This is a genomic window from Bradyrhizobium sp. 62B, from assembly GCF_030272265.2.
Lineage (GTDB): Bacteria > Pseudomonadota > Alphaproteobacteria > Rhizobiales > Xanthobacteraceae > Bradyrhizobium.
Genome location: NZ_CP092841.2, coordinates 3944503 through 3965649, shown reverse-complemented (window position 1 = coordinate 3965649; position 21147 = coordinate 3944503). Strand labels below are relative to the sequence as shown.

The window sequence follows — 21147 nt, the reverse complement described above, 5'->3', positions numbered from 1 at the left end:
CTACGCCTTCCTCACGAACTCCGACTTCAGGTTCATCGCGCCGATGCCGTCGATCTTGCAGGCGATGTTGTGACCATCGGTTGCGTCCTGCAGGCGGATGTTGCGCACCTTGGTGCCGCCCTTCACCACCGAGGAGGAGCCCTTGATCTTGAGATCCTTGATCACGATGACGCTGTCGCCGTCAGCGAGCGCATTGCCATTGGCATCTCGCACGCCGGCATCCTGCGCCGACTCCGCGGCCGCCTCCGCCGCACCGCTCCATTCATGGCCGCATTCCGGGCAGACCCAGAGATCGCGGTCCTGATAGGCATGCTCGGAGCTGCAGGCGGGGCATTTCATCGTGTCGGTCATACTTCTCGTCTCGCTTCATGTGCTGCCGGCGTCGCTTTCTCGAAGCGGCGGACACGTCGCTTCAGCTCTTGCTACGGGCCTCGCGTCAGGCCCTTGACGCAGATCAATTTGATCGGCCTGCGCCGACTTACGCTTCGTGTGCCGGCGAAGCAACAGCGAGGGAAGCGCCATGTCGCACAGTGCCCGAATCTATCTCGGTCTCGCTCTCCTGGTCGTATTGTCGGTGCTGTTTCTGTTCAGCGTCGTCCACACTGCTGCCGGGGCTCCGCGGTCGGGCCCGCGCGCGGTTGCCGAAGGCCATCGCCTGGCGCAAGCGTGGTGCCAGAGCTGTCACGCGGTCGAGCCGGGTATGGCCGGCTTCTTCGACGAGGCGCCGAGCTTTCAGTCCATCGCCGACCGGAGCGGCACCACCGCGCTGTCGCTCAAGGTGTTCTGGCGGACCAGCCACCAGGACATGCCGAACCTCGTGATCGCGCAGGGGCAGGCGGATGTGCTGTCGGCCTATATCCTGAGCTTGCGAGCCAAATGAGGGCGGCCGACTCGATTTTTCGAAAACAACCCCATGCACAGTAGGAACGGCCTTGAAACTCCTCATGTTTTCGGTAAGGGCGAAGAGTGTTTGCGGCGTCGGGCAAAACAGGGGCAGAATGACATGGTGCCACCCGTCGGGTGAGACGGTCGCTGCGTAGCCCGGATGGAGCGCGAGCGGAATCCGGGGGCCCGCGTGCGGCAACATCCCGGATTGCGCTGCGCTCCATCCGGGCTACGCTCGCCGCGCAACTGCGCAGCGAGTCCGAGATGAGCTTTCTCCTCAACATCGACGTCCCCGATATCGAGCAAGCCACGACGTTCTACACCGAAGCCTTCGGCCTCGAAGTCGGCCGCCGCTTCGGCACCGGCTTCGTCGAGCTGCTCGGCTGGCCGGCACCGGTCTATCTCTTGACCAAGCAGGCCGGCACGATCGGGGCCGGCGGCGATCGCCGCCGCTACGAACGGCACTGGACGCCGGTGCATGTCGACGTCGTCGTCGACGATGTCGATGCGGCGGTCGAACGCGCGCTGCGCGCCGGCGCGATCCTGGAGGTGCCGGCGAGCGATGCGCCTTATGGCCGGATCGCGATGCTGGCCGATCCGTTCGGGCACGGGTTCTGCCTGCTGGCGTTCAGCGAGAAGGGATACGATGCGCTTTTGCAAGCGGACTAGTCCGTAGCCCGGATGGAGCGCAAGCGTAATCCGGGACGCTTGCCCCGCGGACACAGGACCCCGGATTGCGCTACGCTCCATCCGGGCTACGAATCCAATATCGGGGCGACATGCCGAAACGCGCGAAAAGCAAACCGACACGGAAACTGAAGACCTACCAGACCTCGCTCGGCTTCTACGACCAGGCCATCGCCGCGCCCTCGATGAAGGCGGCGCTCGAGGCCTGGGGCGCCAGCTCCAACCTGTTCCATCAGGGCGCCGCGAAGGAGACTGACGATCCTGATATTGTCGCGGCCACGCTGGCGAAGCCGGGGGTCGTGCTCAGGCGCCCGGTCGGATCGGACGGGGCGTTCACCGAGAGCGCCGAGCTGCCCACCGATCTCGCCAATGATGATCACAAACCCAGACGCAAATCCGGTAAGCGTCCGGCCAAGAGCGCCAAGACCGCCAAGAAACCTCCCAGCAAGCTCGACGACCAGGCGGCCCGCAAGGCCGCCGCGGCGTTCGAGAAGCAGGAGCGGCGGCGCGAGGCCGAGCGGCGCAAGGAGGAGGCCGCCCGCGCCAAAGAGCGCGCGCGGCGCGACAAGGCGGTCGCCGCAGCCGAAGCGGCGCTGGACAGAGCGAGACAGGAACACGAGGCGAAGGCGGAGGAGATCGAGGCCGCGCGCGCCGCGCTCGACGACCGCGCCGAGGCCGAACAGACCCGCTGGGACAAGCAGCGGATGAAGCTGCAGGAGGCGTTGCGCCGCGCGCGGGAGTAGCGCGGCGCTCCCGTTCACGCATCCATGAAACGTGCCGTCCCCGAGACCCGGATTGAGCTGCCGCGGGCCTCGCCGATCTCCGCGCGGATCAGCGACCTCGCGCCCATGTCTTGGCCCTGGACGATGTCGATGGCGCCGCCATGGGGCCAGCCGATGTCGCGCAGATAGCCTGCAAACGCGGCGGCCGCCGCGCCCGTGGCGGGATCTTCGACGACGCCACCGGCGGCGAACGCGTTGCGCACGTGAAAGAGTTGCGCGCTCTCCACATTGACGAGCGCGATGGTGACGAGCCCGGCCTGCTCCATCAGGGCGCGGCCGCGCGCGAAATCATAGGTCATGCGCGCGAGCGCCTCGCGGGATTTGAGGCCGAGGAGGGCGTGATCGGCCCCCGCATGAATTTTCGCCGGCGGGAGTCCGGGATCGAGATCGGAGGCCGCATAGCCGAACAGATCCAGCAGTTGATGCCGCAGCGATGGATCGAGCGGCGCGCTGCGGGTCGGCGGCGATTGCAGCGCCGCCGCGATGGTGTTGCCGTCGCGGCGTCCCGACACCGAGATGGCGGCCTCGTTCAGATGCAGCTGGAAACGCCGGTCGCCGTGCTGGTGGGCGAGCGCCGCGCCCAGGGCAATCGTCGCATGGCCGCAGAACGGCACTTCCATGGCGGGTGAGAAATAGCGGACGCGCCAGGCCTCGCCCTCGGGCGCGGCAAAGGCCGTTTCCGAGAAGCCGACGTCCGCGGCGATCGCCTGCATCCTGGCCGCATCCGGCAGGGCGTCGCCGATCCAGACGCCGGCGGGATTGCCGCCCATGTTGCCGTCGGAAAACGCCGCGATACGAAGGACTGTTGTCATGGGGGATCCTGTTTGTTGCCTTCAGCAAGTCAACGCGCCAGCGCGACGCACCGGGAGCGGTTGCCCGGCAGTGTTTCCTTACCATGGCGTCCGCTCCCCGTCGCAGCGGCGAAGGCGCGGTTCCATGCCTATATGAGCTGCGGTCTCATACAGGTTCTTCATGCCCGAAAACAAACATAAGTCCGCAAGCCCGATGATCGTGCGGCCGCGCCGCGCAGCGCCGGTGCTGGTCTGCCGCAAATGCCTCAAGCGCAGCGATGACGGCCGCGACGTCAGGCGTGCGCTGAAGTCCGGACTGAAGGCGCGCAAGTATGACGGCAGCAAGCCGGCCAAGCTGATCATGACCGGATGCTTCGGCCTGTGCCCGAAGAAGGCGATCGTGCTCGCCAGCGGCACGAGCCTGGCGCGGCAGGAATATGTGCTGGTCGCGGACGGCGACCAGGTGCCGCGGGCGCTCAAGCTGCTGAACGGCGAACGCGGTGGCTGATCTTTTCCGTCGTCGCCGCGCGGGCCGCCGCGACAGCCGCCGCGACACTTGGGCAGCTCGTTGATCTGGATCAACGGCCCCGCGCGCGATCATCGGACGTTGGCCGCATCGTTCGGAGGAAATTTCATGATCCCGTTGAAGGCGGCAGCTGCCGCACTGTTTGCTGCCATGCTGACGGTCTCGCAGGCCGAGGCCCAGGTGACGGTCGACGTGTCGAAGATCACGTGCGACCAATACATCACCCAGCGCATCACCCACGCTCGCAGCGTTAACATCTGGATAAGCGGCTTCTACGCCGGGCGGCGCAACGACCCGGTGCTCGATACCCAACAATTGGAGCGGAATTCGAGCAAGCTGTCCCGCTTCTGCGAGCAGAATCGCGACATGCTGCTGCTCGATGCCGTGGGCGCATTGAAGAAATAGGTGACGTATCCTTTACCATAGAAGCTTGTCCCGGCCGAACTGCGACAAGTTTAGGGCTCGCGGAAAAATTCTGCGCTAGCGTGCTCCGATCACGGCGGCCTCGATCCGTTTCGACGCCGCCGCAGGATCTTTCGGAGCTGTCATGAGCGATCTTCGCGCCGCCCTCAGGCATCACACCTTGCGGACCGGCCTTGTCGAATTCGACAATGGCAGCGGCAGCATCGTCAGCGTGCCCTGCACGATCCGCGACGTCTCGGCGACCGGCGCGCGGCTGCAGCTCAACAGCTCGGCATGGATCGCGGAGCAATTCTCGCTGATCTTCAGGGGCGGCCTGCGCAAGGACTGCCGGCTCGCCTGGCGCAGGGAACGCCTGATCGGCGGCGCGTTCACCGCGGGTTATGCGAGCGCCACCGAGCAAGCGGCGATGATGACCGCGGACGAGCAGTCCCGGCACCGCCTCGGCATCGGCGCGCGCGTCAAGGCCGCGCGCGAGGCCCGCGGCTACACGGAAAGCCAGCTCGCCGAGCACCTGGGTGTCGCGCCGGCGTTCGTGGCTCAGGCCGAGCGGGGCGACGTTGACATTCCGTTGTACCAGCTGATGCACATCGCCGATCTGCTGATGGTCGGTCTCGACGGGCTGGTTGCGGGGCCGGTGCCTGAGGAGGTGGAGGCGTAGGGCCAGGCTCGCGGAAACGCCTGAGCGCGCGCCTCGAAGGATGGTCGCGAAAAATCTCGCGCGAAATTTGCTTGCCTTGCCCCACATCCTTTTGCACTCTTCGCGCGAAGGAGACCCGTGCATGACAAGAACAACCGCCGCCTGCGCGCTCGGAACCACCCTGGTGCTGTGCAGCCTTGCAACGTCAGGCGCCGAGGCCCGCGCACGCAAGGCCGTCGTCGTCCGCGCGCCGCAAGAGCGCCTCATCGTCACCGCGCCCGTGCTGCGGCCGACGCCGTGGGATTACAACGTCGTTCCGCGCTATCGCTACCGCCCCGAGGACGACAAGGTCGATCCCTACGGCCCGCCGATCGTGCCGTCCTATGTGCGCTATCAGGGATGGCGCTGGCCGTATTGGTGGTAGGGGCCGGCTGACGCGCTTCAGCTCCGGCGCCGCTTGGTCGCCTGGCCAATCACCCTGGGATGAGAGAAGTCGGCTTCGCTTTCGAGCGTTTGCGCGGGGTTGCTGACGGGGCCGGTGAAGGCGTTCGTCCACTCTCCCAGCATCTCGTCGCGATCCGGCCAGGCGTCCATGGATTCCTGGTCGCGGTACATCGCAAAGGGACGCAGCGTGCTCTCGTAGAAGTCGACCTGCGCATGTGTGCGGTACTGCTGTGGCTGGTAGCCGTTCCAGTGCACGAGCTGGCCGAGCGGCCGGCGGTAGCGGCGGTCCTGGTCGATTGCAGGATAGCCGATCGGGATCGTTCCATAGGCCGTCATCCATGACGGATAGCCCAGGACCTCCGCGAGCTCGCGATTGGTCTCGGCCTCGCCGCCGCCGGAGAGCCAGGCCGAGGTCAGCCCTTCGGCGGTGACGCCGAGCTGGATGTTCTGGATGGCCGCGCCCAGCGAGCAGTAGAAGATCGCCTCGTTGTTGTCGCGATACTCGGCGTCGAATTGGGGCGAGGTCGCCTGCGGAAAGCAGACCTTCCAGCGGGGATCGCCGAGCACGAGGATGATCGCGACCGTGTTGGCGAGGTAGGTCTTCTTCACGGCCGGAAAGCCCTTGGCGTGGTCGACCAGCCGCTGCGCCTGGCGCAGGAACACCGCGAGCACTTTCTCGCGCATCGCGGGATCGTCGACGACGATGAAGTCCCAGCACTGCACGTTCGCCCCCGACGGCGCCCAGCGCCCGCAATCGACGATCCGCTCCAGCACGTCGCGCCCGACGCTGCGGCCCGGCTCGAACTTGCGCACGCTGCGGCGCTTGCGAATGACGTCCTGGAAAAGCGGGGCGTCGGTCATCAGGCAGTCCTCCCGGTGTTTGTTTGACGGGAGTGTAGGGCGGGAGGGGCGTTGGCGAAAGCGCGAGGTTGGCGCAATGCGTTGATTTGAGTTCGTAGCACGCTCGCAACTTCGTCACCCCGGCTTGCGTCCGCTGATCGCGTGCGCGCGGGCGCTGTAGGTGATGCGGCCCTCGGCATCAGCGGGAAGGCACGCCCGCACGCGCTGCTTGAGCGCGGTGACATCGGCCACGGGCATCGCCGCGATCACAGGCGCGGTGGAGGGGGCCTTGGTCTCCACGCTCCAGAACTCGTCGAAATCGGCAAAGGTCCGCTGCACTGTGATCTCGCGGGTCTCGATCTGCTGGAGGCCGGCCGTGCTCCAAAAACCCTGAAGCGCCGCAAGGCTAGACACCTCCATATGCGGCGGGCGCGTCAGTTGCAGCCCCATCGCGCGCATCTCGTCGAGGATCGGGTCGAGCGGAAAGCCGCCGCCCAGCATGTCCCACATGTAGGTCGCAACGAGGCCGCCGGGACGAACGACCCGCGCCAATTCCGCAACGCTCTTCGCCGCATCCGGCACGAACACCAGAACCAAAGCCATCACCGCGACATCGAAGCTTGCGTCCGGAAACGGCAGCGCCATGGCATCGCCGGTCTGAAACACGGCGCCGCGCGCGCCGGGGCGCGCGCGGGCAAAGGCCAGTTGTCCCTCCGACGGATCGATGCCCTGAACGTCGCTGGGGGCGTAGCGCGCCACGATGAGCTCGGTGAAGGCGCCGCTGCCGCAGCCGACATCGATCCAGCGCAGGCCTTGTCCCGGCTTTAGCCAGTCGAGAAAGATCTCGCCGACCGATCGGCTCCAGACGCCCATCATCTCTTCATAGGCGGCACCGTCATCGAAGCGAAGCTCGGCCATGGAATGGCTCCCTCGGCTTTTCCACAGGGCAATGCGCAGGCGCGCGAGGTTAACACATTGGTTATTTCTTTGCGGGCATTTTCGCGACCTCAGTCAGCGAGGAGGCACCATGTCCGACATCACCATTCCCGGCGGCAAGATCCGTTCCTTCGTCGAGCGGATCGAGAACCTCGACACGGAGATGCAGGAGTTGAGCGAACAGAAGAAGGAAGTCTTCGCGGAAGCCAAGGGCGAGGGTTTTGACGTCAAGATCCTCAAGGAGATCATCAAGCTGCGCAAGGAAGACAAGAACGAGCGCGACGAGCGCGAAAGCCTGCTCGACCTCTACATGCGCGCGATGGAGACGGCCTCGCCGGAGCAGGCGAAGGCGGCGTGAGAGGAACGGGTTGAAGGTGAGGCGAGATGGCCGCGATCGAAAAGGTTGCGGCCGTCATGCTGTGGCAGCCAGGAGAAAGTAGCGCGCAGCATAGCCCACCGTCATGCCGGGGCGCGAAGCGCGAGCTCGGAATCCATTGCGCCATTCGTCGAGCCGCCCGATGGAGTCCGGGCTCGCGCCGAAGCGGGCGCGCCCGGGAATGACGGCCTCAACCGAAGCCCGCCATCAATAGCGGCTGCCGCTGCCCTTCTGCTGCGTGATCCAGTCCGACAGTGATTTCGGTTTCGCTTTCACCATCCGGACGGGTGATGCCTTCGGATTGTCGCGCGGGCCTTTCGTCGAACCTGCGCGCGGCGCTTGCGTTGCGTTGCCTCTCGAGGCCGCCGCCGATGCCTCCGCGGCTTCCTTCTCCAGGCGCAGCTGCTTCAATCGCGCCATCTTGATGCGCTCGGCCTCGACCTCGGGTCGCTCGGCGAGAAGCGGCTTGGGCTGAGCAAGCTCGGCGGGGACCAGGACGCCGAGAATGGTGGTCTCGCCGAGCGCCTTGCAGGCCTCTAACCGATGCAGTCCTTCCACCAGAACGATGCGGTCTCCCTCCTGCCGCACGGAAATGGGGGTCTGCTGCCCGATGTCCAGCATGCTTTCCGCAATCTCGGCGACGGTCTCGGGCTTGAGGGTCTTTTTCAGCTTCGTGGGAACGAAGATCTTCTCGATCGGGAAGCTTTCCGGTTTGGGCATAAATTGACTCCGCTTCTACCGGGGCGGTCGGAACCCATGCCCGTTGGGTTGGGAGTTTAGGAGGGAAGGGCTCGACCGCAAAGGCAAATTTCGGCGGCGGAGTGTTGATGAGCATCGAAGTGGAGCCAATCTGCGACTAAGGCCGATATAGCTCGCAGATGTGTAGAGCTAAGCGAAACCGATCAATGGCCGTCGCAGAATGATGGGTTTCGCAAGGGCTCTACCGATCCTGCGAGGTTATCGCACCGCGCGAACATTGCGAGCGCCGTGCTTCAATTCAGTCGTAGTGCCGCTGCATTGGTGCCAGAACTGCACCGCTCCGATGAAATACATGCAATGGCTAGTCTCCCAAAACCTGTCGGTTGAATGGCCTGCGTCTTCAAATCTGGCAACGTAAAGCACAGTTATCACGGCTTTACCTTGCTGATATGAGGCCCATTGTTGATCAGTCAACTTGATCGTAGCGTCATTCGACAATCGGGCGCCGTTCGCAATTTGCAAAAGCTTCGTCGGAGAGATGTCTTCGAGGGTGATAACTGCGCCATTATTTGTTCTGATTACTGGGCGCAGTCCGAGGGTAGACTGCCCTTTCTCTATCTGGTCCATAGTCGAGTGGAGTGCCGCAAGCTCCTGCTTCAAGGCGTCCAGATTCGGGTCTGTCGTGTTTAGATGTGTCTCGGGGAAGAGAGGCGCTCTTCACCTTTGAGAGTGCATTCATGACTTTCTCTTGCACATCCTTAGTCGCAAGCTCGGGTCTTTTTCCTTCAATCGAAGCTCTCACCGTATTCCAATCACCTTTGAACTCGTTCCAAGAACTTCCCAACGCTTCGACACTACGCTCCAAAATCAATTCATCAGATAACACGTCGAAGTCGAAAACGGCTTTTACAGGAACTCGAATGGCGGTAAGGGCCCGGACGATGCTTGGTGTACGAGCTTTGCCGCCTCCGTGAACTAGAAGAAGATCATGTGACTTGCTGGATCCGGACACTGCATCCATCATCGCGCCATAGAACCTGCAGTCGCTATCGCTCTCGCAAACGATCACCCCTTCATGGAACAAACCGTCGAAGATTCCAGAATATCTCAGCAGCGGATCACGCCAAACTTCCTTTACAAGCTCGGGCTGAAGCTCTGAAATTGACGATTTGCCGTTCTTTCGGTGTATACGAATTACGCGGATTGATGATGCTTCGCCATCAAGAAGCCCCTTCAGGAAATCGCTACTGTGGGTTGCGACAATCATTTGGCTCGGATGAGGACGTTCTGAGGCTAGGATGCTGCCCAAGAATTTGGCCTGTGGCGGGTGAAGAAACGCCTCGGGTTCATCGACGAGTGTGATGTCGTATTTGAGTACAAGAGTGTTCAACAGTAGCCCGACAAATGCTTTGACACCATCGCCTTGCTGTTGCACTTGCGGAATGGCGTGGACAGCCTGTCTATACTCCTTTGAGAATCTATCTTTGCCCGCAGGCGGCTGTGGTCTAACGTTCGCCAGGTGAATTGGAATTTGCGATCCTGCCGCTCGGTTGACAATCAACTCTTGGCCAAAGGCGCGCCGCACCATCGCACTAATTCGGGCTTCTATCTCGTCATCTTCGTGAAGGTGATGAATAGGATGAGTGGGTGGCTCGACTACGAAGTTTAGCGCCCCAACTGGCTGAGCGAGATTGAGGCGGCTGTCGGTGCCAAGATACGTCGCGAATAAGTTTGCCATTTGATGAAAGCCGCTGCCGTCAAGGCCGCTTCTCCAGGAGTCAAATAGCGCCGATCTGGCTATCTTTCCGAACGGCATTACCAATTGCGGATCTGGGGCGCCGAGATCGGTCGGACCTGTTATCTCTTCTGCCCACTTGGCTGCAGAAGCAGCGTCGCAGTTCGTGTGAATGTCAAGGTCTTGGACTAACTGCCAGGTCATTGCAGTTGGTCCATTGATTAGCATTGCAAATATCTCTCGAAGTAACAGGCTTTTTCCTGAGTTGTTGGGCCCGACGACAACGAGCGTCTCATCGTCAGACAATTCGAGACTTTGACCAATGCGAAGCTTTACTGCTTCAAGCCGAATTTTCGGACGCGAAAGAGCGGAATGGTCGGGAGTTGGAGTGAGGTGTATGGGCATCAATGGTTCGCAGCCGTTGCTTCGAATAAACTATACCAAGTGAATAAATCGATGGTCGATGTTTGTCAGTGACACTACCCTAACATGTGCAGCTGGAAAGACTAAGGGCGGCCTTTCGGCCGCCCTTAGTGCCTGGGACAGCCCAGGCGACACTATGATTATGATAAGCCACCCCTCACGAACACCCCGTTGTGCTGCCGCACGTATCGCACTTCATGCAGGTCCCATTCCGCACCAGCGTGAAGTTGCCGCACTCGCTGCACATCTCGCCCTCGTAGCCCTTGGCCTTCGCCTCAGCGCGGCGCTCGGCCTTGCTGGGGACGGCGGTCGCGGCGCTGCCGGCCTTGCTCCATTGCAGGGCTTCCAGCTTCTCCGTCGGGGAGAGGTCGTGCTGGACTTCCTGCTTCAGGGCGACGGCGCCTTCGAGGGCATCGCCGACACGGGCGCTGGTGGCGTGGGCCGCCATCGCCGTGACCTTGCTGCCGCCGGAGGGCGCGCTGTCGTTGCCTTGGGTGACCGCGGCTGAGCCGCCGCGCATCACGACGAGGTTGTCGGTCCGCGAGCGGGTGAGGCCGCGCGAGACCAGGCGGGTGGCGTGGTGGCCGCCGTCCTCGTCCGGCTCCTTGCCTTCCTCGACGCCCTTGCCGAGCGCGTCGAAGCCGGTTTCGTTGGGATCGACATGGGCGAGGTCGAAGCGCGACATGTAGCTCACCGCGAGCTCGCGGAAGACGTAGTCGAGGATCGAGGTCGCGTACTTGATGCTGTCGTTGCCCTGCACGGGGCCCGCCGGCTCGAAGCGGGTGAAGGTGAAGGCGTCGACATATTCGTCCAGCGGCACGCCGTATTGCAGGCCGAGCGACACCGCGATGGCGAAGTTGTTGATGAAGGAGCGGAGCGCCGCGCCTTCCTTGTGCATGTCGATGAAGATCTCGCCGAGACGGCCGTCGTCATATTCGCCGGTGCGCAAGTACACCTTGTGGCCGCCGACGACCGCTTTCTGGGTGTAGCCCTTGCGGCGGTCCGGCATCTTCTCGCGCTCGCGCATCACGATGATGCGCTCGACCAGCTTCTCGACGATCTTCTCCGAGACCTGCGTGGCACGCGCCGCCATCGGCTTCTCGTAGAGGCTCTCGACCGCATCGTCCTCGTCCTCATCGTCGCTGATGAGCTGCGAGTTGAGCGGCTGGGAGAGCTTGGAGCCGTCGCGATAGAGTGCGTTGGCCTTCAGCGCCAGCTTCCACGACAGCATGTAGGCGGACTTGCAGTCCTCCACGGTTGCATCGTTCGGCATGTTGATGGTCTTGGAGATTGCACCCGAGATGAAGGGCTGCGCCGCCGCCATCATGCGGATGTGGCTCTCGACCGACAGATAGCGCTTGCCGATCTTGCCGCAGGGATTGGCGCAGTCGAACACCGGATAGTGCTCGGCCTTGAGGTGCGGGGCACCTTCCACCGTCATTGCGCCGCAGATGTGGACGTTGGCCGCCTCGATCTCGCGCTTGGTGAAGCCGACGGCCTGGAGGAGGTCGAAGCCCGGAGCCGCAATGGCTTCAGCGCCGATTCCGAGCTGGTCGCGGATGAAATCCTCGCCAAAGGTCCACTTGTTGAACGCGAACTTGATGTCGAAGGCGGTCGGCAGCGCCTTCTCGACCTTGGCGATGGCTTCATCGGTGAAGCCCTTGGCCTTGAGGGTCGAGGCGTTGATGCCGGGCGCGTTGGAGAGCGAGCCGTGGCCGACGGCGTAGGCCTCGATCTCCGCGATATCAGCTTCGCGATAGCCGAGCGCGCGCAGCGCCGCGGGGACCGCGCGGTTGATGATCTTGAAGTAGCCGCCGCCGGCGAGCTTCTTGAACTTCACCAGGGCGAAGTCGGGCTCGATGCCGGTGGTGTCGCAGTCCATCACGAGGCCGATCGTGCCGGTGGGCGCGATCACCGTGGTCTGGGCGTTGCGATAGCCGTGCTGCTCGCCGAGCTCGAGCGCCGCATCCCAGGCCGCCTGCGCGTGGCTGACGAGGTCGGCCTGCGGGCAGGAGACGAGGTCCATCGGCACCGGGTTGACGGACAGTGCCTCATAGCCGTTGGACTGGCCGTGCGCGGCGCGGCGGTGGTTGCGGATGACGCGCAGCATGTGCGCGGCGTTCTTCTTGTAGCCCGGGAAGGTGCCGAGCTCGGCCGCCATCTCAGCCGAGGTCTTGTAGGTGATGCCGGTCATCACGGCGGTCAGCGCGCCGGCGATCGCACGGCCTTCCTTGCTGTCATAGGGCAGGCCCATGGCCATCAGGAGGCCGCCGATATTGGCGTAGCCGAGGCCGAGCGTGCGGAACTCGTAGGAGAGCTCGGCGATCGCCTTCGACGGGAATTGCGCCATCATCACCGAGATTTCGAGCACGATGGTCCAGAGCCGGCAGAGATGCTCATAGCTCTCGACGTCGAAGCGCTTGGTCTCGGTGTTGTAGAACGTCAGCAGGTTCGCGGACGCCAGGTTACAGGCGGTGTCGTCCAGGAACATGTATTCCGAGCACGGGTTCGATGCGCGGATGTCGCCGGACGCCTTGCAGGTGTGCCAGTCGTTCATGGTGGTGTTGAAGTGCAGGCCCGGGTCGGCCGAGGCCCAGGCGGCGTAGCCGATCTTTTCCCAGAGGTCGCGCGCCTTCAGCGTCTTCGTCACCTTCTTGGAGGTGCGGGCGTTCAGATTCCAGTCGCCATCGGTCTCGACAGCGCGCAGGAAGTCGTCCTTCAGCGAGACCGAGTTGTTGGAATTCTGGCCGGAGACCGTGAGATAGGCTTCGCTGTCCCAGTCGGTGTCGTAGGTGTCGAACGCGATGTCCTTGTAGCCCTGCTTGGCAAACTGGATGACGCGCTTGATGTAATTGTCAGGCACGAGGCTGCGGCGCGCGAGCTTGATCTCGCGGCGGAGCGCCGGGTTCTTCTCGGGGTCGAAGCAGTCGTCGCCCGAGCCTTCGCAGTTCACGCAGGCCTTCAGCACCGCCTTGAGGTGCTTCTGGTTGATCTTGGATCCCGTGACGAGGGCGGCGACCTTCTGCTCCTCCTTCACCTTCCAGTCGATATAGGTCTCGATGTCGGGGTGGTCGACGTCGACGACGACCATCTTTGCGGCGCGGCGCGTGGTGCCGCCCGACTTGATCGCGCCCGCGGCGCGGTCGCCGATCTTGAGGAAGCTCATCAGGCCGCTCGAGCGGCCGCCGCCGGAGAGCTTTTCGCCTTCGCCGCGCAGGCGCGAGAAGTTGGAGCCGGTGCCGGAGCCGTATTTGAACAGGCGGGCCTCGCGGACCCAGAGGTCCATGATGCCGCCCTCGTTGACGAGGTCGTCACCGACGCCCTGGATGAAGCAGGCGTGCGGCTGCGGGTGCTCATAGGCCGACTTGGACTTGGTCAGCTTGCCGGTGAAGGGGTCGACGTAATAATGGCCCTGGCCGGGGCCGTCGATGCCATAGGCCCAGTGCAGGCCGGTGTTGAACCATTGCGGCGAGTTCGGCGCGACCATCTGCATCGCGAGCATGTAGCGCAGCTCGTCGTAGAAGGCCTGGGCGTCCTCGTCGGTCGAGAAATACTTGCCCTTCCAGCCCCAATAGGTCCAGCAGCCGGCGAGGCGGTCGAACACCTGCTTGGCCGAGAGCTCGCTGACATAGCGCTCTTTCTCGGGCAGGGCTGCGAGGGCGTCGGTGTCGGGCACGGAGCGCCACAGGAAGGAGGGGACGGATTCCTCCTCGACCTTCTTCAGGCGCGCGGCAACGCCCGCTTTGCGGAAATACTTCTGGGCGAGCACGTCGGAGGCGACCTGCGACCACTCGGTCGGGACCTCGACGCCGTCCAATTTGAACACGACCGAGCCGTCGGGATTCCTGATCTCCGACGTGGTCAGCCGGAAATCGATCCCGGCGTAAGGTGACTGTCCTACCGTGGTGTGGCGCCGCTCAATCCGCATCGTCTTGCCCCGTCCTTAAGTTTTGACCGGTCGAGCCTCCGTTCAGGCCTGCCGGTCGACATTTCGTTTCGCGGCGCCTTCGGCCCGTTCGGCCTTTGGCAACCGCAGTTCAGCCGGTGGACCCGGCCCTTGTTCTCCCGACGCGATGGTTCGATGCGCGCACCGATCACCCGCCGGCATGTCCAGACCCATCCGCCCCCAAGGGATGAGCCCGACACGCGTTCAACGCCCCACCGTCACAACGTCTCTCACTTCACGCAGGTGCCGGTTTGCACCAGCGTGAAATCTGCCATCCGAGCCTGTTGCCGGCCCGTTCGGCGCCCGAAGAGTCTGCCTTTCGCGGGCAGACAAGCCCTCATCCGCTGCCTTTGGCTGGCCGGCGGAGTTGAAGATTTGCGAGACCCTTTGGGGGAGTGCCGGCGGGACGCAAACTCACTCGCGCCGAACGGACCGAAAGCTAGGACTCTCCGTTGCGCCCGTCAAGAACTAGTGCGGGTTCCTGAATCAAATACTAAATATGGTGGATTGCGGGGGATAACAGGGGTCTGCGCCGCGCCTGTTGTGGAGGCAAGTATCAGTGAGTCCTCAGAGATTCCCAACCGAAAAAATTTGCATCCCGTGGTGATGCGGGACCTTCATCCCGCTGTTCACAGGGCAGGTATATTTTTGGGCAAAGGGATTGCGTCAGCAGGACTCACGTAGCCCTACGGAAGGTGAGGGCAGGCATGCCCGCCGAGGTGGTGGTTTGGCGTGCGAATCCGCGCCAAGCTGACGCTCGATTTTGCCGGATACCCTCAATGCTTGATTCGACCAGGCCGGTGTCGCGACCGCGCATCGCTCCGGCCGGCCTGATGTTCCTCGCCATCACCTCGATCGGCTGGGGTTTCAACTGGCCGGTCACGAAATTCCTGCTCTCGGAGCTGCCGCCGCTGACGTTGCGCGGGGTGACCGGGGTGCTGGGCGCGCTCCTGCTCGCTGTGCTGGCGATTCTGCGCCGGCAGAGCCTGCGTGTGGACCCTGGGATCTGGCCGCGCCTGCTCACCGCCGCCGTGCTCAACGTCACCGGCTGGATGGTGCTGATGGGGCTGGCTCTGCTCTGGCTGCCGGCCAGCGAGGCGGCGCTGATCGCCTACACCATGCCGGTCTGGGCCTCGATCATCGCCTGGCCGGTGCTGGGTGAGCGGCCGACGCTGCTCCGTACGCTCGGGCTGGTGATGGCCTTCGTCGGCCTCGCCTCGATCATGGGCGGCAACGGCATCGCCGCCAGCGTCGAGAAGCTGCCTGGGATCGTCATGGCGCTCGCCGGCGCGCTGGGCTTTGCCGTCGGCACCGTCTTCTCCAAGAAGTACCCGATCCACCTGCCGCCGATCACGGCCGCGGCCTGGCAGATCGGCATCGGCTGCCTGCCGATCTCGATCATCGGCCTGCTGGTCGAGACCACGCATCTCGAGAAGGTGACGCCGGCCGGATGGTGGTTGCTGGTCTATTCGACGGTGGTGCAGTTCTGCATCGCCTATGTCAGCTGGTTCGCGGCCCTTGCCCGGCTGCCGGCCTCGGTCGCCGCGATCGGCACCATGGCGGTGCCGGTGATCGGCGTCGTCGCCTCCGCGATCGCGCTGGGCGAGCCGCTCGGGGCAGGGCAGATCGCCGCGCTGGTGTTCACGCTGGCGGCGGTGGTGCTGGCGACGCGTTAGGGGCCCAGCGCCTTCCGGATCATCTCCGCGAGCTGGTTTCTCCGGTACGGCTTGGTCAGCAGCAGCACGCCGTCGTCGAGCTTGCCGTGATGGACGATGGCGTTGTCGGTGTAGCCGGAGGTGTAGAGCACCTTCACGCCCGGCCGCAGCTTGACCACTTCGTCGGCGAGCTCGCGTCCGCTCATGCCGCCGGGCATGACGACGTCGGTGAAGAGCAGATCGAACGTCTGGCCGGCCGCGATCAAGTCCAGCGCGGCCTTGCCGTCGGGCGCGGCCACGGTCTTGTAGCCGAGACTCTGCAACTGCCCGGTGACGAAGTTGCGCACGAGATTGTCGTCCTCGACGACGAGGATGGTCTCGGCGCCGCCTTCGGCCTGCGGCGCGGCGGCGGCGGCGATCTCCGTCGTGCCTTCGCCCGGCGGCAGATAGAGCTTGATCGTGGTGCCGTGGCCTTCCTCGCTGTAGATCTTGATGTGGCCGCCGGACTGCTTGACGAAGCCATAGACCATGGAGAGGCCGAGGCCCGATCCCTTGCCGACCTCCTTGGTGGTGAAGAACGGCTCGAACGCCTTGTGCTGGGTCTCGATGGTCATGCCGGTGCCGGTGTCGCTGACGGCGAGCATGATGTAGGGGCCGGCCGCCACGTCCGCATGGGCCTGCGCATAGGCCTCGTCCAGCACGACGCGGTGGGTCTCCAGCAGCAGCTTGCCGCCGTTCGGCATGGCGTCGCGCGCGTTGATCGCCATGTTGAGCACGGCATTGGTGAGCCGGGACGGGTCGATATGCGCGGTCATCGGTCCCTGTTCCAGCACGGTCTCGATCTGGATCTGCTCGCCGAGGGTGGGACGCAAGAGCTTTGCGATGTCGGCGATCGCGGCGTTGATCTCGACGTTGCGCGGCTGCAGCGGCTGCCGGCGCGCAAAGGCGAGCAGATGCTGGATCAGCTCGGCGCAGCGCTCGGCGGCATCGTCGATCAGCCGCGCCACGCGCTGCAGCTCGGGCTGCTGCTTCAGGCTTTGCACCAGTGTCTCGGTGTTGCCGGAGATCACGGTCAGCATGTTGTTGAAGTCGTGCGCGACGCCGCCTGTCAGCTTGCCGATGGCGTCCAGCTTCTGCGACTGGTACAGCTGCCGCTCGGTCTCGCGCGACATGGTCGCGTCGTGATAGACCAGCACCGCGCCGGAAATCTCGCCTTGCCCGTCCAGCATCGGCCGGCCGCTGACCATGAGATGGCGGGGAGGATTGCCGCTGTGCGGGCGGACGATCATCTCCAGGTCCTCGAACTTCTCGCCGCGCAGCACGCGCACCGAAGGCAGCTCGCCGGCCTTCATCGGCGTGACGCCGTCGCCGTGAAACACGTCCGACATCGCACGCAGATTGCGCAGGTTCATGCCGGTCCGATGCAGCAGCATGCGCTCGGCGGCCGGATTGGACAGCAGGACATTGCCTTCGGTATCGATGACCAGCACCGCCTCCGCCATGCTGTGGAACGTGCTCTGCAGCACGTTGACCGACAGGCGCAGCTCGTCATGCGCGGTGACCAGATGCTCGGTGCGCTCGGCCACCGCCGCGGCAAGCGCTTCCTTGGCTGCTGTGGTCTCCATCAGCGTGCTCTTGAGCGCGACCTCCGTGCGTCGGCCCTCACGCATCACCATCACGACCAGCAGAAGGATCACCATCGCGCCGGCGACGTCGACGCCGAGCAGCACGATGCCGTTGCGACGCGAATCCTGGGAGCGCACGGCGAGCAGACGTTCTTCCTCCGCGCTCAGACGGTCGAGATTGCCCATCACCGTGTCCATCAGGCCGCGGCCCTCGGCCTTGCCGTTGAGCGCGGCTATGCCGGCCTCGTCGTTCGCGGCGCGCAGACGCATCGCGGTCGCGGCGATCTCGACGCGGCGCAGCGCCAGCGGCTCGGTACCCTCCAGCAGCGCGACCTGATCAGGGTTGTCGCGCACGCCGCGCTTGAGCTCGGCGAGGGCCGGCGCGATCTGGGCGTGAACGGAGTCGAATTCGCTGCTGAAGGCTGGATTGCGATAGAGCTCAAAGCCGCGCGCGGCGCTCTCGGCGCGACGCAGCAGCACGCGCAGATCGGAAATCTTCTTCTGCACCTGGACGGTCTGATGGACCCACGCCGCATCGGACCGCGACTTGACGTCGAGGGCGATCGAGGCCGCGGTGATGATCAGGAGGATGGCAAGTCCGGCACCCAGAATGACGCGCTGCGTTGGAATCAAGGGGCTTCTTTCTTGTCCTTCGGCTGTGCGCTCTCGCCCGCGAGGCATTCCCGGATCGTGGTCAGCAACGCTTCCGGCGTGAACGGCTTGCGCAGGCAGCGCGTTGCGCCGAGCTCCAGCGCCATGCGGAGGAAGTCGGGAGAAGGCGAGGCGGATGATGCGAAGGCGTAACCGGACATCGCAATCAGCGGAGTAGCTGGTGCGCGCTCGTGGAAGATGCGGATCGACTCGAAGCCGCGCATGTGCGGCATGAAGATGTCAACCAGCATCACCTCGAAGGCCTGCGCTTCCAGCGCGGCCAGTCCTGTTTCACCACCGTCGGCCAGCGTGACGTCGAAGCCCTGACGTTGGAGGAGGACCTCGATGGTCGCGCCGACCATCGGATCGTCATCAACCACGAGAATACGCGGCATGACACTTCCCAGTAATCGAAGTCCCCACTGGGATTGGTGATATCCGCGAATCGTGTGCCGGGTCAATTTTGGATTGGATCAACGTAGATATGCACGGTGCGGTGCATACAGGTCCATTTAGATTCTTATGTACGTATCATCGCGGGCGTCGGGCTCGCCGCGGGCTACAGCGTCGATATGCACGTGCTGCGCGAAAAAGGCGTCGCATCGCTGCGACGCCTTCCTTCACGCACGGTCGGAATGGTTACGGGCAGGGATGCCGTTGACCGTCATAACCGAGATAGGTGCCCGAAGCCGGGTCATACGATTTGTAGCGCTGCGCGCAATAGGCCGAGGAGTCACCCCCGCTGTCGGGAACCACTGCCACTGATGGCTCGTCGTAGTAGCTGTCGCCATAGTAGTAGGGATCATCGTAATAGCCGCCGCCATAATAGGCGTACGAGCCTACGCCGCCGATCGCCGCGCCTGCCGCGAAGCCGGGCCAGAAACCGCCGCCATGACGATGGTGCCAGTGGCGACCGCTCCAGTTGCTTCCGCCTTGCCAGTTGCCGGCCGTCGCGACGCTGCGGCTGCCGCCGAACGACGGCGAGACGGCGGTGCGGGGCCCCGGGCTCGCTATGAAATTGCCGCCGCTCGGACGCGCCGCCGGGCCGGCCGCGAAATTGCCGCCGCCGCCGTGGATCGCTGCGCCGCCGCCCATGCGTGCACCGCCGCCACCACCGAAGTGAGCGCCGCCGCCGCCGCCACCGCCGGCTGAGATACCACCGACACTACGGGGGCCAGGGCTCTGCGCGAAGCTCGGTGAGCTCATGGGTAGAACGAGGGCCAGCGTTGCGGCGGCACTCAAAACTCTCAGACTGTTCATGATAAACTCCTTTCCCGGAAGCAAACCCTATGAAGGGGCTGGGGTTCCTGGGATCACGCCGGTTTGCGCGTGAATGGGAGCCTCTCTCGCGACCGCTGTACCGGGCATGAACGGATCGCGTCCGATTTGCGGCGGCGCAGGTGTCGAGGCCCCGCATTTGAGGCAGGCACCGCCGCCCGTCGAACTGGACATTTCGCCGCCCGGATGGCATCAGGGCCCGACGAAGCAGGGCCCTTGCCGCATGAAACAGTTCTTCCTCAAGCTCTTCACCTGGTGGAATGGCCAGACTTTTGGCACTCAACTCTGGACCAAGCGGTACGGGGAGCTGGTCGGCCAGGACGAGCAAGGCAATCTCTACTATCGCACCCGCGGCGGGGTGGTCGATCCGACCCTTGGCTTCGAGCGGCGCTGGGTGGTCTATAACGGCTATGCCGAAGCGAGCCGGATCCCACCGTCCTGGCACGGCTGGATCCATCACGTGGTCGACGTGCCGCCGACCGAGGCCAATTATCAGCCGCGCGAGTGGGAGAAGCCGCACCAGCCGAATCTCACCGGCACGGCGATGGCCTACCGTCCCTCGGGATCGACCCTCGCCAGCGGCAAGCGTCCGAAGGCGACCGGCGACTATCAGCCCTGGACGCCTGGCTAGGCTTCCCAGCCGGCGCGATCTCCATCGTCAAACTGGATGCATGCGCATCCGCTGCCGCTTGCTGTGGACAACGGGAACAGCGGGGAAGGCGTCTGCGCCGACATTGCCACAGCGCAAGCCGTGCGGCTCAATGATCCCATCTTACGGAGATGGGAGACCATTGCGTTCGGTTCGGGCAACAGTTCGCGACTGTCCCGAGATGCAGCGGCCGCCGAGGAAGGACTCGATCGGGAGATAGGCCCCCGGTCTGGAAGCTCCGACATCGCCCGATGTGAATGTGCAGCCGCCGTAAGACAGGAAAGGCCGCTTGGGAAACCGAGCGGCCTTTTTCTGTTGGGGGCTTGTGCCAGATCTGCCCCCCGGACGCTGCGCAGCACGAAGTGATGCGCTGCAGAGCCGGGGCCCATCTCGCGGTGCGCCGTGTGGCTCCTGGGTTCTGCGGAGCAGCGTTGCACGCTGCATCGCGTCCGGGATACGTGACTACGTCACGCGCTCGGCCGCGCGCTTCACCGCCTCCAGCCGCCGCGCCTGATTTTGCGCGCCGCGCTCCCGCAGCAGGGCCATCACTTCGGCCGGTGCCGTATCGGGTGAGCCCGAATTGAACGGCGGGGCCGGGTTGTATTCCATCTGGAGCTGGATCGCTTCCGCCGTGGTGCGGTCGATCAGGATCGACACCAGCGTCAGCGCGAAATCGATTCCGGCGGTGACGCCGCCGCCGGTGATGCGATTGCGGTCGATGCAGACGCGCGACTTGGTCGGCGTGGCACCGAACTGGCTGAGCATCTCCATCGCGCTCCAATGGGTCGCGGCGCGGTAGCCCTTGAGCAGGCCGGCGGCGCCTAGCGCCAGCGATCCCGTGCAGACGGAGGTGACATATTTCGCGCCCTCGGCCTGCTTGCGCAGGAAGTCGAGCACTTCCTCGTCGCCCAGCAGGTCGTTGGTGCCGCCGCCGCCCGGCACGCAGATCACGTCGAGCTGCGGGCACTCGGCGAACGTCGTGGTCGGCGTCAGCGTCAGCACGGAATCGCTCGGCACCGGCTCGATCCGCTTCCAGATCAAATGCAGCTTCGCGCCGGGCACCATGGCGAACACCTGCAGGGGACCGGTGAAGTCGAGCTGGGTGACGCGCGGAAATATCAGAAGACCGATCTGGAGCGGTGACGACATCGGCGAGTTC

The 21147-nt window shown here is 64.3% G+C and carries 21 protein-coding genes; 10 read left to right on the top strand and 11 right to left on the bottom strand.

What is annotated here, in order from left to right; translation table 11 throughout:
* The gene (locus ML401_RS18640; RefSeq protein WP_212066270.1) at positions 1-351 is read right to left on the bottom strand and encodes a zinc ribbon domain-containing protein YjdM; all 351 of its coding nucleotides are present in this window, start codon (positions 349-351) and stop codon (positions 1-3) included.
* A 169-nt stretch (positions 352-520) separates the two neighbouring features.
* Here ML401_RS18640 and ML401_RS18635 point away from each other — a divergent pair, with 169 nt between their 5' ends.
* From ML401_RS18635 to ML401_RS18625, 3 genes are all read left to right on the top strand, one after another.
* Positions 521-880, top strand: a complete 360-nt coding sequence (locus ML401_RS18635) for a cytochrome c (protein ID WP_285806531.1) — start codon at positions 521-523, stop codon at positions 878-880.
* A gap of 269 nt (positions 881-1149) precedes the next feature.
* Positions 1150-1554 carry a VOC family protein gene (locus ML401_RS18630; protein ID WP_259210737.1) on the top strand — a complete coding sequence of 135 codons (405 nt, stop codon included), beginning with the start codon at positions 1150-1152 and terminating at the stop codon, positions 1552-1554.
* Positions 1555-1664: 110 nt separating this feature from the next.
* Entirely contained in the window at positions 1665-2315 is a 651-nt protein-coding gene (locus ML401_RS18625) for a cell envelope biogenesis protein TolA (protein WP_259210736.1), read from the top strand.
* Positions 2316-2329: 14 nt separating this feature from the next.
* Here ML401_RS18625 and ML401_RS18620 read toward each other — a convergent pair whose 3' ends face one another.
* Positions 2330-3166, bottom strand: a complete 837-nt coding sequence (locus tag ML401_RS18620) for a PhzF family phenazine biosynthesis protein (RefSeq protein ID WP_285806530.1) — start codon at positions 3164-3166, stop codon at positions 2330-2332.
* A gap of 160 nt (positions 3167-3326) precedes the next feature.
* Between ML401_RS18620 and ML401_RS18615 the strand changes: the two genes are divergently transcribed.
* The 4 genes from ML401_RS18615 (at position 3327) to ML401_RS18600 (ending at position 5155) form a co-directional block, all read left to right on the top strand.
* The gene (locus ML401_RS18615; protein WP_285806529.1) at positions 3327-3653 is read left to right on the top strand and encodes a hypothetical protein; all 327 of its coding nucleotides are present in this window, start codon (positions 3327-3329) and stop codon (positions 3651-3653) included.
* Between the two features lie 60 nt (positions 3654-3713).
* Complete coding sequence (locus tag ML401_RS18610) at positions 3714-4076, top strand: HdeA/HdeB family chaperone (RefSeq protein WP_285806528.1); 363 nt, start codon at positions 3714-3716, stop codon at positions 4074-4076.
* A gap of 142 nt (positions 4077-4218) precedes the next feature.
* Positions 4219-4752, top strand: a complete 534-nt coding sequence (locus ML401_RS18605; RefSeq protein ID WP_285806527.1) for a helix-turn-helix domain-containing protein — start codon at positions 4219-4221, stop codon at positions 4750-4752.
* A 121-nt stretch (positions 4753-4873) separates the two neighbouring features.
* Positions 4874-5155 carry a hypothetical protein gene (locus ML401_RS18600; RefSeq protein WP_285806526.1) on the top strand — a complete coding sequence of 94 codons (282 nt, stop codon included), beginning with the start codon at positions 4874-4876 and terminating at the stop codon, positions 5153-5155.
* Positions 5156-5172: 17 nt separating this feature from the next.
* Here the strand turns inward: ML401_RS18600 and ML401_RS18595 are convergent, their stop codons facing one another.
* Both ML401_RS18595 and ML401_RS18590 read right to left on the bottom strand, forming a co-directional pair.
* Positions 5173-6036, bottom strand: a complete 864-nt coding sequence (locus ML401_RS18595; RefSeq protein ID WP_285806525.1) for a nitroreductase family protein — start codon at positions 6034-6036, stop codon at positions 5173-5175.
* Between the two features lie 114 nt (positions 6037-6150).
* Positions 6151-6933, bottom strand: coding sequence for a class I SAM-dependent methyltransferase (locus tag ML401_RS18590; RefSeq protein ID WP_285806524.1), 783 nt, complete (start codon positions 6931-6933; stop codon positions 6151-6153).
* 109 nt (positions 6934-7042) lie between these two features.
* On the opposite strand from ML401_RS18590, the gene ML401_RS18585 reads away from it, so the two are divergent.
* A complete protein-coding gene (locus ML401_RS18585; RefSeq protein ID WP_061848285.1) occupies positions 7043-7309 on the top strand; it encodes a DUF2312 domain-containing protein in 267 nt (88 codons plus the stop codon).
* 225 nt (positions 7310-7534) lie between these two features.
* Here ML401_RS18585 and ML401_RS18580 read toward each other — a convergent pair whose 3' ends face one another.
* The 3 genes from ML401_RS18580 to ML401_RS18570 all read right to left on the bottom strand — a co-directional run bounded on the left by ML401_RS18580 (position 7535) and on the right by ML401_RS18570 (position 14112).
* Complete coding sequence (locus ML401_RS18580; RefSeq protein ID WP_285806523.1) at positions 7535-8047, bottom strand: ParB N-terminal domain-containing protein; 513 nt, start codon at positions 8045-8047, stop codon at positions 7535-7537.
* A 544-nt stretch (positions 8048-8591) separates the two neighbouring features.
* Entirely contained in the window at positions 8592-10166 is a 1575-nt protein-coding gene (locus ML401_RS18575) for an ATP-dependent endonuclease (RefSeq protein WP_285806522.1), read from the bottom strand.
* Between the two features lie 175 nt (positions 10167-10341).
* Positions 10342-14112 carry a vitamin B12-dependent ribonucleotide reductase gene (locus ML401_RS18570; RefSeq protein WP_285806521.1) on the bottom strand — a complete coding sequence of 1257 codons (3771 nt, stop codon included), beginning with the start codon at positions 14110-14112 and terminating at the stop codon, positions 10342-10344.
* A gap of 797 nt (positions 14113-14909) precedes the next feature.
* Between ML401_RS18570 and ML401_RS18565 the strand changes: the two genes are divergently transcribed.
* Positions 14910-15806: a DMT family transporter gene (locus ML401_RS18565; RefSeq protein WP_285806520.1), complete on the top strand. Its 897-nt coding sequence runs from the start codon at positions 14910-14912 to the stop codon at positions 15804-15806.
* Here ML401_RS18565 and ML401_RS18560 read toward each other — a convergent pair.
* From ML401_RS18560 to ML401_RS18550, 3 genes are all read right to left on the bottom strand, one after another.
* Positions 15803-18043 carry a CHASE3 domain-containing protein gene (locus ML401_RS18560; RefSeq protein ID WP_285806519.1) on the bottom strand — a complete coding sequence of 747 codons (2241 nt, stop codon included), beginning with the start codon at positions 18041-18043 and terminating at the stop codon, positions 15803-15805. The two genes, ML401_RS18565 and ML401_RS18560, sit on opposite strands and share 4 nt — an antisense overlap.
* A complete protein-coding gene (locus ML401_RS18555) occupies positions 18040-18456 on the bottom strand; it encodes a response regulator (RefSeq protein ID WP_194402308.1) in 417 nt (138 codons plus the stop codon). Before ML401_RS18555 ends, ML401_RS18560 begins: the two co-directional genes overlap by 4 nt.
* 244 nt (positions 18457-18700) lie before the next feature.
* Positions 18701-19321, bottom strand: coding sequence for a BA14K family protein (locus ML401_RS18550; RefSeq protein WP_211417236.1), 621 nt, complete (start codon positions 19319-19321; stop codon positions 18701-18703).
* A 241-nt stretch (positions 19322-19562) separates the two neighbouring features.
* On the opposite strand from ML401_RS18550, the gene ML401_RS18545 reads away from it, so the two are divergent.
* Positions 19563-19970 (top strand): NADH:ubiquinone oxidoreductase subunit NDUFA12, encoded by a 408-nt coding sequence (locus ML401_RS18545; RefSeq protein WP_194402306.1) that lies wholly within the window; start codon positions 19563-19565, stop codon positions 19968-19970.
* 480 nt (positions 19971-20450) lie between these two features.
* On the opposite strand, the gene ML401_RS18540 is transcribed toward ML401_RS18545, so the two are convergent.
* Positions 20451-21137, bottom strand: a complete 687-nt coding sequence (locus ML401_RS18540) for a DJ-1/PfpI family protein (RefSeq protein ID WP_285806518.1) — start codon at positions 21135-21137, stop codon at positions 20451-20453.
* Positions 21138-21147 lie beyond the last annotated feature (10 nt).